Annotated in this window: 15 protein-coding genes; 2 read left to right on the forward strand and 13 right to left on the reverse strand. The window is 41.2% G+C overall.

Translation table 11 applies throughout. The features are described 5' to 3' along the window. Positions 1 to 46 precede the first annotated feature (46 nt). The 8 genes from CXF82_RS06720 to CXF82_RS06755 form a co-directional block, all read right to left on the reverse strand. A complete protein-coding gene (locus CXF82_RS06720; RefSeq protein ID WP_102043892.1) occupies positions 47 to 2,362 on the reverse strand; it encodes a replication endonuclease in 2,316 nt (771 codons plus the stop codon). Further along, entirely contained in the window at positions 2,362 to 2,616 is a 255-nt protein-coding gene (locus tag CXF82_RS06725) for a hypothetical protein (RefSeq protein WP_102043893.1), read from the reverse strand. Before CXF82_RS06725 ends, CXF82_RS06720 begins: the two co-directional genes overlap by 1 nt. Further along, a complete protein-coding gene (locus CXF82_RS06730) occupies positions 2,613 to 2,849 on the reverse strand; it encodes a hypothetical protein (RefSeq protein WP_102043894.1) in 237 nt (78 codons plus the stop codon). Before CXF82_RS06730 ends, CXF82_RS06725 begins: the two co-directional genes overlap by 4 nt. A gap of 1 nt (position 2,850) precedes the next feature. Beyond that, entirely contained in the window at positions 2,851 to 3,090 is a 240-nt protein-coding gene (locus CXF82_RS06735; RefSeq protein WP_102043895.1) for a hypothetical protein, read from the reverse strand. Positions 3,091 to 3,172: 82 nt separating this feature from the next. Then, positions 3,173 to 3,568: a hypothetical protein gene (locus tag CXF82_RS06740; RefSeq protein ID WP_102043896.1), complete on the reverse strand. Its 396-nt coding sequence runs from the start codon at positions 3,566 to 3,568 to the stop codon at positions 3,173 to 3,175. A 118-nt stretch (positions 3,569 to 3,686) separates the two neighbouring features. Next, on the reverse strand, positions 3,687 to 3,950 hold the full coding sequence (locus CXF82_RS06745; protein WP_102043897.1) for a pyocin activator PrtN family protein: 264 nt from the start codon (positions 3,948 to 3,950) through the stop codon (positions 3,687 to 3,689). A gap of 23 nt (positions 3,951 to 3,973) precedes the next feature. Further along, the gene (locus tag CXF82_RS06750) at positions 3,974 to 4,516 is read right to left on the reverse strand and encodes a phage regulatory CII family protein (RefSeq protein ID WP_102043898.1); all 543 of its coding nucleotides are present in this window, start codon (positions 4,514 to 4,516) and stop codon (positions 3,974 to 3,976) included. A 46-nt stretch (positions 4,517 to 4,562) separates the two neighbouring features. After that, positions 4,563 to 4,805, reverse strand: a complete 243-nt coding sequence (locus tag CXF82_RS06755) for a DNA-binding protein (RefSeq protein WP_102043899.1) — start codon at positions 4,803 to 4,805, stop codon at positions 4,563 to 4,565. Positions 4,806 to 4,876: 71 nt separating this feature from the next. On the opposite strand from CXF82_RS06755, the gene CXF82_RS06760 reads away from it, so the two are divergent. Next, positions 4,877 to 5,881, forward strand: coding sequence for a helix-turn-helix domain-containing protein (locus tag CXF82_RS06760; protein ID WP_102043900.1), 1,005 nt, complete (start codon positions 4,877 to 4,879; stop codon positions 5,879 to 5,881). A 72-nt stretch (positions 5,882 to 5,953) separates the two neighbouring features. Beyond that, the gene (locus tag CXF82_RS06765; protein ID WP_102043901.1) at positions 5,954 to 6,721 is read left to right on the forward strand and encodes a DUF4875 domain-containing protein; all 768 of its coding nucleotides are present in this window, start codon (positions 5,954 to 5,956) and stop codon (positions 6,719 to 6,721) included. Between the two features lie 171 nt (positions 6,722 to 6,892). Here CXF82_RS06765 and CXF82_RS06770 read toward each other — a convergent pair whose 3' ends face one another. The 5 genes from CXF82_RS06770 to CXF82_RS06800 all read right to left on the reverse strand — a co-directional run. After that, positions 6,893 to 7,612 carry a hypothetical protein gene (locus CXF82_RS06770; RefSeq protein WP_102043902.1) on the reverse strand — a complete coding sequence of 240 codons (720 nt, stop codon included), beginning with the start codon at positions 7,610 to 7,612 and terminating at the stop codon, positions 6,893 to 6,895. A 191-nt stretch (positions 7,613 to 7,803) separates the two neighbouring features. Continuing rightward, a complete protein-coding gene (locus CXF82_RS06775) occupies positions 7,804 to 8,274 on the reverse strand; it encodes a hypothetical protein (protein WP_145991666.1) in 471 nt (156 codons plus the stop codon). Between the two features lie 875 nt (positions 8,275 to 9,149). Further along, a complete protein-coding gene (locus CXF82_RS06785) occupies positions 9,150 to 10,217 on the reverse strand; it encodes a YEATS-associated helix-containing protein (protein WP_102043905.1) in 1,068 nt (355 codons plus the stop codon). A gap of 885 nt (positions 10,218 to 11,102) precedes the next feature. Then, positions 11,103 to 12,053 carry a LysR family transcriptional regulator gene (locus CXF82_RS06795; RefSeq protein ID WP_102043907.1) on the reverse strand — a complete coding sequence of 317 codons (951 nt, stop codon included), beginning with the start codon at positions 12,051 to 12,053 and terminating at the stop codon, positions 11,103 to 11,105. Between the two features lies 1 nt (position 12,054). Beyond that, on the reverse strand, positions 12,055 to 12,978 hold a 924-nt coding region (locus tag CXF82_RS06800), incomplete at its 5' end, for a LysR family transcriptional regulator (RefSeq protein WP_102043908.1).

A 12,978-nucleotide genomic window follows, 5' to 3' on the forward strand; every position in this document is an offset into this window, starting at 1 on the left:
CCAAAAATAGATGTTTAGTAGATGTAAAAACAACATTAAGTCGACATTAGAAATACCTAAACTCACTCTCCTCTTCATCAAACAGCCGCTCAAACTGCAGCTGGCCACCACTCACCCACCAAATACGGCCTGAATCGGTAAAGACTCTTAACCCCTTTTCAAGCTGTTCAAGCGAATAGGGATCGACAACACCGTGAGAGGCTAAATAACGCAAAGATTCTGCAGAGAAATGGGCACTGTTATTTCCAGAGTGACCGACCAAAACCGACTCTGTACAGTTATTCCCACAAGTCCGAGTATCGCCGCTGCCGCGACTCTTAAGGCAAGAGCAAGAGCCAACAGCAACAGCTTTGAGCTGCTTCCACTTCGGCATCGGTAGTTTGTCTTCTTTATTATCAATACTGCAGTTGGTTTTAAAAATAGCGGCGCGCTCGGCTTTGAGCTTCTTGTAATTGGTCTTTTCGTTTTCATCCATGGTTCTGAGCGTCCACTTTTCACCGCGGGTGATTAACGACCTCACTTTGGTTTCAGCGCCGTCTATGGTGGCCAAGGCACAAAGCCCAAGTACGCGCTTGGTCATTTCGCCAAACTCATTGCCGCATTCGGTTTCTTCATATTCAAGTTTGATAGGGTTAACCGCTAAGGCTTGCTCAAAGGCTTTCCAGTTTGAGCTTTCAGCCGCCGCCCTGGCATGTTCAATTTCTACGGGCTGAGGGCACTCTTTTAACCGCCTGAGTTCACGCCATACCTGCACCGATGAAGATCCAAAAAATTGAAACTGACGCAAACGATAACGGCTAGCCCACGCCGCCGCGTTGGCCGCACCATCGTTTGCCGCTAAGCCAGATTCGAAATCTAACTCGCCTTGCATGTGCTCACCTTTGATGTTTTTTGACAGGTATTTAACGATGTAGCCCACCGCCGAACCTTTGGTTTTATCTATGGGTTCAATCTCTAAGCGGTGCTCTGCTGCGCCCTCTTCATCGCCATCAACTTCAAAGGCATACTTCTCAAGCAAAGCTCTTAATACCTCGGTATGGTCTGGATGAACGAAGATCAGCATATGCCAGTGCGGCGTGCCGTCTTTATGCGGTTCGCTAACACGTAGCCCCTGAATTTTGATTTTTCGATATGACAAAGCAGAGCGGATTTTGCTCCATTGGCCAGACAGGTAGGCTTGAGTAAATTGAGCGTTTTCACAGTTCCACTTATCCGAGTTGAAGTGATATTTACTCGGCGCGGTCAAAGTGACCATAAAGCCAACCTTGCCTTGTTCTTCGGCAACCTCTTCAAGCCCTCGCGCCCTAACGATGAGTTCAACAAACCGATTAGCAGGGTTAGCAGTGCCCGCCATGGCGGCATCAATCAGTGGCAGTATTACCCCCGCCTCTGATTCAATCATGGTGTTTTCTAACCACTCACGACCGCTCTTTTGCTGTTCGCACCACTCGTTAAAACTTTCACGACTTAAATAGGGACTGTCTTCACCCACAAGACCAGCTGCAACATTCAAATGCTCACAGCACAAATCACGTAACGAACTCAGTTGATTAAGCCACCACTTAGCGCTGGTCATGCGCAAAATGGCGCATTCTGCCGCCTCAATAATGTGGTTTCGTTTAACATCTGAATAGTAAGGCGGGTTCACTTGCCATTGCTTACACACTGCAGCTGCTGCGTCATAGGCTTTTAAAAAAGCTACATCACCGCTGTAATGGTTAGCAGTGTCTTTAACTTCATCGAGTACCGCTAATGCCAAACGGTTAGCCACATCTTTAAGGCGCTTACTTTTGCGATATTTGATTAAATCAAAACCACCAAAATGAGTTGTTCGTTTACCGTTGCTTTCGTTAACGTGCTTTGAAGTGGTACTTAAAAAACTACCCACATTATGGAACGGGTATTTCAGCCACACCTTGTTGATAAAGTCGGTGGTCTTACGTAGATAAATATTGGCGCTGCGCACTCGTTTACTTGAGTTACCACCCGTTAGGTTCAGGCGGCGCTGGTATTCCACTGTAATTTTAAGGCGGATGTTATTCGGCAGGTGACTTAAGCGGGCATTGGCAAAACTGCGGTTACTATTAAGTACTGCATGATTTGGTGAGACTTGCTCTAGTAGTTCGTTAACCTCTTTGAGTGATTGGCGCGCATTACTGTGAGCGGGCAATACTGCAGTTTTATAGCCATCAAGAAACGTGAGTTGTTGATACTGCTCTAACGTTTTGGGTTCAACCGTTTCAATATGTTGATAGTTGGCCGTAAACACGCAGTCACGTCCCTGCGGCGGGGCTTTGACTAATCCAGAAAAAAGAGCCGAGGGCAATGCCTCGGACTGTGGGGATAATGTAGATGAAGACATTACAACGCCTCAACCCCGTGGTGAACTTTGGCTTTATCTAGCGTTCGGCGAATACCTTTAGCCAAATTTGTAAGCCCATTGCCCAAGGCTTGCCAATACAAACAATCTAATGCGCCTGAATACTTGGCTATTTTTACCAGATTAGCGTTCTCGATCTGGTTACCGTTATCAAGGAAAATTTGTACCTCAAAGATGAGGCACTGCTTATTACTGCGGTAATGATTGAGTAAATGCTGAAAGGCTGCTGATTTCATACTCTTGCCTCAGCTTCGTTCTGTATTGCCTCTTTAATGCATTTTGGGCAAGCCGTTGAACACACTTCATCATCGGTTTCGTAGCCGTGCCAGCCCTCTTTAGCCGCGGCGTCAGTGGCCTCTTGAACAGTCTTACATAGCGACACATAATGCTTATCAGCACAATTGAAGCAATTAATAACAAACACACTTATCGCTTCAACTTCCGTTGGCTCAACGTTGCATAGCTTCATATCAAGCCGCCTGTTGGATTTGGTTAACGTGGATATTGTTACGGATGGCAATCAACCGAATATGCAAAGTTTTAGCCACGGGTAACTCAAGTGCTTCGGCAATGGTCTGCAGTGACTCAACGATTGATTCAGCCATTACCGCGTCAATTGGGTAGTGAGCATGATTTAAAGCGGCAATAATTCTGTTCGCTTCATTGCGAATAGCATCATCTGTTGCTAGACTTTGCGTTGTCGTCTTCATGTTATAAGTCCTTGTAAGCCTTTTGATTGATTCGACACAGCCACAACCGCTCGAACGGAAGTGGCTTTTTTATGCCTGCGATTTAATGTTCGGTTTGCTTGATTTTTGATTTACTGGCGAGCTTTGGTCGCAATTCGAAACGGTCACGGCTCAACATGGCTCTACCGAATGTGTTGCTGATATCGCATAGGGCAATAATTGATTGGCGGATTTGTTCACGCTCATTAAGCGTCATGCTGTCGAGCGGTGTATTAATATGGGAGCTGGGTTTAAGTTTCGCGCCGAAGAGAATCATCGCCTTTTGCTGGTCTGATAATTTGCCATAACGGCTGGCTACACAGCTGCGGTCCAATAGGTCACGCAAAGAGTCAACGCCATGCTTAACCCTTACCACGTCATTTGCGGCAGGTGTGTCAGTTTGCAAATCAGTGTCTATTCTTGGCGCAGTTTCTGGCGCCGGTTGCTGTAAAGCTTTCATAAGATAATCCCCTTTTAAAAGTCTCTAAAATAGTGAGCACTTAACTGACACCAGCACGCTTAGTTGTGCCTCATGTCGCTTAACGCTTTATTTACTGCCTGTTATTTACCGCCAGTAATTACTGCTTAGCCTGCTGGATAATGTCCCAATCAGATTTTGATTCTCGATAGCGCTGCTCAACATAGGTTGCCAAGTCAGCAACATTGACCAATGACGGCGAACGCTCAGAATCACGCAACTTAAACGTGGGAATAGGCAAATCTTGGGCTTTAGCTTTCTGTTCGGCTGTTTTCGGGGTGTAGCCGAAAAACTCCTCGCTAATCACTTTCAGTTCGACCGTCGGCGACTCGAACCGAGCCAATAACGCAAATGAGATATTCATCTTTTCTTCCTAAACAAAAAGTCTTACATCAGCCCTGGCATCGGCACTGCTTGTAATGCATCGCTTGCAATGGTTAATACCGGAATGGCTTGAAACCTCTGTTCAACGTCATGCACAAAAATGGCAAGTTCAGCCATGACATACGTTGCACGTTTAATGGTTTCGTGGCGCATCCGTTCAGTAACGCGCTTTGTCACTTTTACATCTAAAGCCAACGCCCCCAACTGAGCGGCATTAGCGGTAATATCTAGTGCCCTGTCGGTTAACTCTTGCTGGCTTGCAGAATTAAATTCAGCTAACGAAACAGAGGCCGCACAATCTAGGTCCAACAACACCCCATCAATAATGCTGCGGTTACCACTGGCGCGAGTAATGGCCACCAACTCAACCACAGATAATTTATGTGGTTGCTCTAAACACAGCTTGTTGCGCAATATCTGCGGGCTTGAGATCTCTGCCTTCGCCGCTACCGACTTTAAATTCTCATCTGCAGCAAATTGACGAAACGCCCCATTCAAATGACATCCTTTACCATTCATTTGTGTACTAGCATTAGTCGTATACATAGATGCAAAACTCCATTTTGCTATTCTTAACTCGTCAAATGCGTATTTAACTAACTTGTTTGGCGTCTTCGATAAGGGCTTGCTGGTCGACTAATCTCAGTTCTGCCGCTTCAATAACAAGGGCTTGAACATTAATCAGTGGTTTGTCGCGTGGGTCATTCTTGGGGCGAGTCGGTAAACGGCCTTCATAAACCATCTTCTTAACGGTGTTGTATGGCAGGCCTGATGCGCGGGCGTACTCCGCGTAGGTGAGATAAGGTGTTGTGACCTGTAGAGTAATATTGACCATTGTGATACCTTTTCGTTGTTAGCCCGTGCTGAATCTTGGCGGATTCACGGGCGTTTAGTTTTGGTGAGATAATGATTGATCAAAAAGATAGGCTTGTCAATTTGATTGACGAGGAAAAAGAGCGTTTTCTTAATAAACCGCTTGAGTGTGATGGGGGTAAGACAGTTATTTTACGCTTACTTCGATTATTCAACCTCAGAAACAGAGTTGAGTTATCCTCCTTAATTGGGGTTTCAACGGGCTCTATTGCAACTTGGCAAACCCGCAATACAGTGCCATTTGAGTTACTGATCCGTATACATTTAGCGACTGGTGTTGATTTAGACTTCTTGCTTTCTGGTAAGAATGAAGAGAAACAAAACGTATTAATGTTTTGCTCACCTCCTAATCAGGTTCCAGACTTTGCAACTATCAATCAAAACCTGAAAAACTTCAGATTCAGCATTGCTCAGCCACCAAACTACGATGGTGGTAGAATTATTATTGACCGTTTGATCACTTTACTTAATTTGAAAAGTAGAGTTGAATTTAGGCAGCTAACTACTGTTAGTGAAGGGTCTATCGCCACTTGGCAAACTCGCAATATAACTCCCTTTGAACTACTCGCCAGAGTCCATTTAGCAACGGGCGTCCCTATGCTGTTTTTGTGTTTTGGCAAACATGAATACCCTGTACGCAAAACGATAAAATTAGGCGAGTCTAAATCAGCACAAATGCAAAACAGCGCCTTAAGTGCTGATATCAGCGAACTAGAAAAAATATCAATTGATCATGGCGAGAGAAAACATCTCGGCTACTACAAAGTTAGCCACGACTTTATACAAGATTGTGGGTTGAAGCTTGGTACTGATTTTGTTGTTAAAACAGAATCAGCGACTTACTTTATCAACTCTGAGATAAGAACCGTCACTAAAGGCCAATACCTATTTGCCATCAACGACTGCTATCAGATAGGTGAATTGCGCCAGCTACCCGATGGCAATATCTACCTCATCGATGGTCAAGACAAATACCCGTTTAATACGGACACAACCAAGATCCACGGCAAAGTGGTATCAGTTTTAAAAAAAATCTGAACCTTATCCGAACAGCGTTGTAATGCTGTCTAAACACTTTAAAAGTTAAAAAATGAATTGAAGGAGTAATTTGTGAGTAACAAAAATGACCATATATCGGAAATGGAAGCCAAACTTGCGAAGCTAAAAGCTGAACATGTAGACACGCCAGCACAAGCTAAAGCGAGGAAGCTTATCAAGCCACTTTTCATCTCTATTGGTGTAATGTTTTTGGCAATATTTGGCATATTGATTTCACCTACGGATAGTGAGAATCAGGGTAAAACCACTGCTGCAGTTAAAGCTAAATACTCTACAAGCGAGCCCATATCACAAAATCCCGCTTGGCCTGACAAAATATCTTCTTTATCTGCTCATGCAAAACCTTATTCTATTATTGAGGTTAGCGATTATAGTTTTGCTGGGCGCAAACGTGTCAAGTGGTTTATTACTGCTCCTGATGCAAATAACTATGAGACATATTTAGGCACTGCAATTCAAGCAGCAAAAGACCTGGCACAAAAAAGTAGAGTGAGTCAAGCAAACGTAATAATTGAACCTAGTTCAAAGCTTGTCGGTATGGGATATAACCTTGCATTAGTGACTTTTACAGTTGATGGGAAAGGCAATGCTGGTGAAGTTTTTGATGGTGAATACTGGCAGGCAGCAGCGTCAAACACCCCACCTGAGCCATTACGGGTAGAAGTTGCTGAAATTTGGTACAAGAATCGCGCAAACTTTCAAAACGCTAATGGTCTAACAGACGAGCCGCGACTAGTGAAATTCATTTCCACTAAACTTGGGATTCCTGAAAGCAAAGTAAATATGCCTTGGGTCGATCAGGTTAAGTTGGCTTTGTAGATGTCTATCTACTAGCAACTTACAGCAATCATTCTAGGCCGTATCAGGAAGATTATGACAATTGTATGTTCGGTAACGCCTGCTTAAGCGGACTAAAACAGTTGGGTTATAACGCGTAGCAAAGCGAGGTCTAACTTATTGTTTTAGTTCAATTTAAACGCCTTACCACACCTATTCCAAGCGGGATTTAACCTGCTTTATTGTTGTTTCAAATTCTTTGGGCAAGCTATCTAAAAATCTAGCTAATTCTGGCAGTTCGCTTGAGTCGAAACTAGCCCCTCCCTCTAATAAGTCACGTATTTTTACTAGAGTATCTGAAAGCTGTAAATCCCACTTTAATGAGTGATAATTTTTAGAAAGCGATATTAATAGCGTTAATTTATTAGACGGTGTCTTCTCGTTTTTAATTTTAAGCAGAACTATATCTACTGATAGGTATTTGTTTTCTCTTTGCAGTGATCCAATTTTTCCATTTAACGAAGCAATATGAGCAGTTATGTCTTTAGAAACCTGGTCTTCAATAACTTTTTTCATTTTTTGTTCTTGTTTTTGGAAAAAATCATCAGTCAAAGCTAACTTACTGCTAATTTCAATGTCGATATGTTGTAACAAATAGTTTTTATCTTCATTGAATCTATTTCGAAAGAAATAGATATTTATACCTAGAAATACAATCAAAAATGTTGCTGCAAAAGCTAGGGAAGAATAATAAGAGTTTCTTAGCTCGACAGAGCTAGCTTTTAACATTTTATTTTGCTCTTCAAGCCTAACATTTGTTTCTTTAAGCTCTACAATAACCGATTCAAAATCACTGTTATGGGTGCTTTCAGAGGTAGCTTGAAACGATGTAAGGCACAAAGCCAAAGTAAATATAGTTATGATGATTTTCATAATTACCTTATAGGTATAACAGCTTATTCAATAGCAGCAGGATAACGTTCCTGACCACTGAACTAAAACCTCGAAGATACCATTACTAAGTCATTTTTTTAAATAGAATACTTACCGTTAATACACAATAAATGCTGCCGAACAAAGAATAAAGAATAAAGATAGAAGTTACATTAGCCAGCCATTATTAATCAAGGCAATTTTTTAATCAAAAACTTTCCAACACGAGATTTACATTCTACATATCCACAGTACTGGAGCCAGAGTGATTTCTCCCTTACCTTCTGCTTGCTCCAACCTAGCAGCTCCGCAAGATTTTTTTCACTGGGTATTTTTTTGCTATCGACTTTACGTGATGTATTTACTAAGCCCACTAGTTTTTGAAGATCATCATCCCTATTTAGCTTGTTATTAAACCTAACCTCAAGAGCCCTAGCTTCAGTCCGCATACAATCAGAAATAAGAACAGTATTATTGGATTTTATGTCTATCAAGCTATAACATTCTAGAATGATTAGAATTTCTCTGCATACTTTTTCTTTGATATCTAAATCAATTTCTAAATCAGCCGCAAGTAACCTGTAACCAGGCATGCTTCTCTCTACTGTATATGTTTGTATTAAGTGTTCTGCAACCCTATTAACTCTGTCTTCAATCGTCATATTCTTCGGCCACATTCGTGAGTAGATGCCTCAATGTTATTGATATTAATGCAATTATCGAACAACTACTACATCTTTATTGAGTGAGTCGTTATTCAATTTCAAAGTCACAGGGCTATGATTTAATACTATTGGCTATGTTGTAGTTAAAAGATGGGGCAGACATAAATTTTTTGATAACGCAAAACGACGTAGACAGATAACTCTAACCTGTTCTATTGATATCAGAGCTGAGCAAAGCTCACTTTAATCAGCTAATAATATGGATGGAATAATCAGAAATAACTCCTAAACTCTAGTGATAAGCCAAAAATTACAAGGATGTAACTATGCTCAAAGTCACAACTCCTGCTATAGATGTACCCAATCCACTCCAAGCTAAAAGCAAGTTTCACTATCTACAGGCATTGTTCGTGTTTCTGGTGTTCTCTGTTGGAATCACTGAAACAAGCTTTTTCTTCAACCCGCTAAGCGGCTTCGCCTTCTTAGCGCTTGCCTACTTAATCAGATACATAAACAAGCCAATATTCCCGCCCAAAGCATGGCTAACACTAAAAGTGATCACATACCTGGCACTAATTCTATCACTAAGCATCAGCCCCACCTAAACGCCGCCCACAAAAAAGGACATCAACAGATGCCCCTTCCTTTCAATGATATTGACATAAAGCTATGTTCGAATCATTGTGCACAATGGATATGCTACTTACACTAAAGGCTGTATTAAGAACCATAAAGTACAATGAAATTACAAGACTAAACAGCCCTACTTTCATAATGGTTCAAAAATCTTAGCCCAACAGCTTGTCGCCTACTAATCTATCGTTTAAAAAAATCATGTGATCTCCTCTTTTTTCTAAGTTTAGGCCTATATATTACTTAGTCAATCTTTTTAACTGATCATTAATGTATCTAATTACATCTGCACTTTTACTGCAGCCTTGGATGTCTGCGTCAACTAGTAACTCACTCAGTGATTTAATGACACCACCTACATCAGGTTGCTTAACGATTTCATCAACGTATTCATATAACTTATCTAACTCCAAATCTAGACGCACACCATAGCAAACTGAGTTATAAAGGCAATCGGCTAATGCTTCAGCATCAGCGTCAATATTGGAGTTAACCGAAATACTTTTTCTACAAGCTGTTAATGCACTCTCTAGATGCTGAGTACTCTTGTTTTTTTCGCTCTTTGACAGCCTGCTATAAGTATTAGCTAACAGACCATAGGCCCTTGCTGTTTCAACGTACGAAATCGAGCGTTCAAGAGCACTTATAGCATCATTCAAAGTATCTTTATTAGTATTTTTTCGTTCAGGGTCTGCTTCGTGCATTGCGTATTGTACTAAATGAGCTTTAGCTTCGTTACAAAATGAATGTGCATAGTTGACATTACTTAAATGTTTTTCTGAATGTAATTCTTTTTCTCTTAACTCAGCTTCCAATTCATGGACTCTCTGATCAACTTGTTTAGTACTTTCTTCTGATTGATTAGCTTTAGCTAATGCCTTCTCAGCAACTTGTGAAATAAAACGTTTAGAGCTTAAAGCCGCAATAACACAAAAACCAGCATAAACCAAAAGGTTACCAGGTTTGCTAATGGTATCAGTTGTTATATTGCTACCAATTAAGTGAAGAAATAATGGAACTAGTAGGCTAGCTAAAACACCAAGAGCAAAGAAAGATCTAGATTCAACTTTATAGTTAGAGGTAATTCTATTTTGAAGCTCATTTTCATCTAGTTTTCTAGAACTACCTACTTTTACTGATAACTGTAGCTCTCTATGCTGCAAATAATTACCAGCTCCACCAATGCAACCAGCAAGAATAGCTATTACAACCAATGAAGCCGCATTACGAGCTCGATCCTGAAACTGACAAAGTTCAATTGATATAGCTTTCAGGTTAGTGCAATTATCTAACTCGACGCCAGACATCCCACCACATACCAAGTTAACACTAGGCTTACATTCGCTTCCAAATATTATGCAACAACAATATACAAAGATAACAGCGATGAAAACTGAAAATAAAATAAACCAATTGTCTATATGTGTCGAAATTAGTTTATGTGTATTATTTTTAGTTACTTGTGGAGTGGGCATTGGCAAGGTCTATTCTAACAAAACATGTCGATATTATGTTCTACTCTTTCGAAAACAACAAGATAGTAAAGGTTTATCAACTTTTAAATTGTGCACGATACTGGGACCCCAATTTTTGTTACACATTCCGACGGTGCCCCTATTGGGCCCCGCGCATAACAAGAAGCTACGCGACTCAACAAAATGCGTCCAATCAAGCATGGGAGCGATAGAGAAGGTACGGTTAAGTTGGGTCTGCATATATTTACCAATAAAACGAAAACAAGAGATGATTCGGGCGCGCATTTTACACTGTCAGCTATTAAAACGACAGAGTTAAGCGCACTTTGTCAGCATGCAGTCGTAGTCAAACAGATATTGCATTCACTATGAAACATAAACATCAAATAGTTACAACAAGCTCGTCGTGCTTAAAATCAACTATAAGCGCTAAGTATAAGTGCCAACATTGGCAACATAGTCTTAATCTATCGTCCACGATGAGCATGCACACTAGCGTCACCCAAACACGACTAAAATACGTTATAGCACTCTCAACGCACACCAGAAGCCCAGTAATGCTGAGCTTTTCTATCTATATACAGAGGTTGGCGTTAACACATTGAACGCTAGCTTAGCGCCTCTTTAAATGCTGATGTCTTCAATCCATTAAAGAGTTTAATCATTAATTGAGTCGCTTAAATGTTTGCCAGATTATCATTGTAGGCTGCTACGTAACTATTTATGGGACTTGATGATATACGCTTCTAAGGTCTGCTGTAACCACAGGGGTACCACGACTTTTCCGTCAATGGCACGCTTAAGCCATAAGTAAACCGTTGGATAGCTAAAGCCTTTTAATAAACTTTTATCCTCTGAGTAATCTATTTTTTGGGCATGTAGGCCCTTAATGCTCGCTAAAAAATCGACAGCACATTTAACGCCAACAATCATAACCGCATGAGAATGGAGTAAGCTACTCGCGGCGCTACCAAGGTCGGGAGCCGTTGCATACACCTGCATAGGTTTGCCTTGTGTTATGGCATAAGCCCCTAGTGGCGATTTATTCGCAGGGAATGGCATAGTAACAAGCTTAACAATGGGGAAGTTGATCATATTATCAATCGTCAAATCATCCCAAACCGGATGCTGCGAATGGGCGATTAAATACCCCCCTCGGTGTTGAATAATTGGTTTTGATAACACCTCTTTTCGAGTTGATGGCCTAAAGCAGATTGCCGCATCAACCTCACCATCAATGAGTTGCTGTTCACTCTGCTCTGACCAAGCTGTGGTTGATATGGGAATATTAGGATTTTGGTTGTTGTCCGCCGCATCCTTAATAATTTTCTGCGCAAGTCCTATTTCCAATTGAGGTACGGTACTAATGATTATTGCAGGCTCTACGGGCGATGAGCTTTTGATAGCATCACTTTCGATAGAGCGACTACACTGTAGGATTTCCGATAACGAAGCATGTAAACGGTGACTCAGCTCAGTTGCAATGAACTGGTTATTTTTTCGTACAAAAAGGGGGTCATTAAATACCACTCTCAGCGAATTCAGCGCACGGCTGACCTTGGGCTGTGACAACGATAAGTCATTTGCAACAACCTTAGTACTCCCCTTGATATATAACTGGCAAAATATCTCTATCGTACTGATGCTAATATTACTCAGTTTATTCATATCAACCTCTAGCCGGCAATGTCATATTACCTTTTATATAAGTCTGAATTTCATGACTTAACCAATTGGGTATTAACGAACTTTTTCTTGTTTGGGTAATATAGTGATGATAGTGCCCACTTCGTTGATTAACTAACTTACAGATAGAATCGTCCAACTCTAACGCTGCTATATCACCTCGCTGACATAGAAACTCAATTGCATCTTTATAACATAAAAGTGCTATGGCATTACTGTGTTCCAATTGCAGCATTAAGTCCGCAAGTAAACACACTTTTGCAACTACATTTAAGTCACTATTAGTATCGAGGGCATAACATTCAAGGGGATCAGTAATGTCTTCCTGTTCATTACCCGCAAAACTAATATATGGATGATCGATGATGTCACTCAGTAGCAACGGCTGATTTGCAGTCAAAAGTGGGTGACCATGCCTCGCAACCATGACGTAGGCGTCTGACTTGACGATTAACGTTGAAGACAACTGCTCAGTGTTATAAGCGCTATACGTGACGGCTATATCAACGCGCTGCTGCTTTAATAACTCTCCGATGTTGCTGTTACAGGATTTAATATGGAATACATAGTCTTCATTTTCTGCAGACGCTCTTTTTTGTAAATGGCGTAAAAGATTCAGCGACAAGGTTGGAGGACAAGCAATGATCAACTCTCGTTTTCTCGCTTTATCTTGGTCAATGTCAATTTCTGCGCATTTTTTGGCCAGCTGTACTATTTTTTTCATTTTCGGATATATATCATCAGCAAAGCTGCTTCTTTCAAATCCCTGCTGTTTTCTAATAAATAGCGGTGCATCCAAAGAATGTCTAATCGATTTTAAGCTCCGGCTGACTTTGGAAGCGGGAACGCCTAGTACCTGACTGACAATTGTTGCATTTAGTGATTCGTATAATAAAACAAATACTTG

The organism is Shewanella sp. GutDb-MelDb (assembly GCF_002836075.1).
Lineage (GTDB): Bacteria > Pseudomonadota > Gammaproteobacteria > Enterobacterales > Shewanellaceae > Shewanella.

Coding starts and splice junctions, on each gene's coding strand:
- CXF82_RS06720 (WP_102043892.1), bottom strand. CDS start 2,362: ATGTCTTCATCTACATTATCCCCACAGTCCGAGGCATTGCCCTCGGCT.
- CXF82_RS06725 (WP_102043893.1), bottom strand. CDS start 2,616: ATGAAATCAGCAGCCTTTCAGCATTTACTCAATCATTACCGCAGTAAT.
- CXF82_RS06730 (WP_102043894.1), bottom strand. CDS start 2,849: ATGAAGCTATGCAACGTTGAGCCAACGGAAGTTGAAGCGATAAGTGTG.
- CXF82_RS06735 (WP_102043895.1), bottom strand. CDS start 3,090: ATGAAGACGACAACGCAAAGTCTAGCAACAGATGATGCTATTCGCAAT.
- CXF82_RS06740 (WP_102043896.1), bottom strand. CDS start 3,568: ATGAAAGCTTTACAGCAACCGGCGCCAGAAACTGCGCCAAGAATAGAC.
- CXF82_RS06745 (WP_102043897.1), bottom strand. CDS start 3,950: ATGAATATCTCATTTGCGTTATTGGCTCGGTTCGAGTCGCCGACGGTC.
- CXF82_RS06750 (WP_102043898.1), bottom strand. CDS start 4,516: ATGTATACGACTAATGCTAGTACACAAATGAATGGTAAAGGATGTCAT.
- CXF82_RS06755 (WP_102043899.1), bottom strand. CDS start 4,805: ATGGTCAATATTACTCTACAGGTCACAACACCTTATCTCACCTACGCG.
- CXF82_RS06760 (WP_102043900.1), top strand. CDS start 4,877: ATGATTGATCAAAAAGATAGGCTTGTCAATTTGATTGACGAGGAAAAA.
- CXF82_RS06770 (WP_102043902.1), bottom strand. CDS start 7,612: ATGAAAATCATCATAACTATATTTACTTTGGCTTTGTGCCTTACATCG.
- CXF82_RS06775 (WP_145991666.1), bottom strand. CDS start 8,274: ATGACGATTGAAGACAGAGTTAATAGGGTTGCAGAACACTTAATACAA.
- CXF82_RS06785 (WP_102043905.1), bottom strand. CDS start 10,217: ATGTCTGGCGTCGAGTTAGATAATTGCACTAACCTGAAAGCTATATCA.
- CXF82_RS06795 (WP_102043907.1), bottom strand. CDS start 12,053: ATGAATAAACTGAGTAATATTAGCATCAGTACGATAGAGATATTTTGC.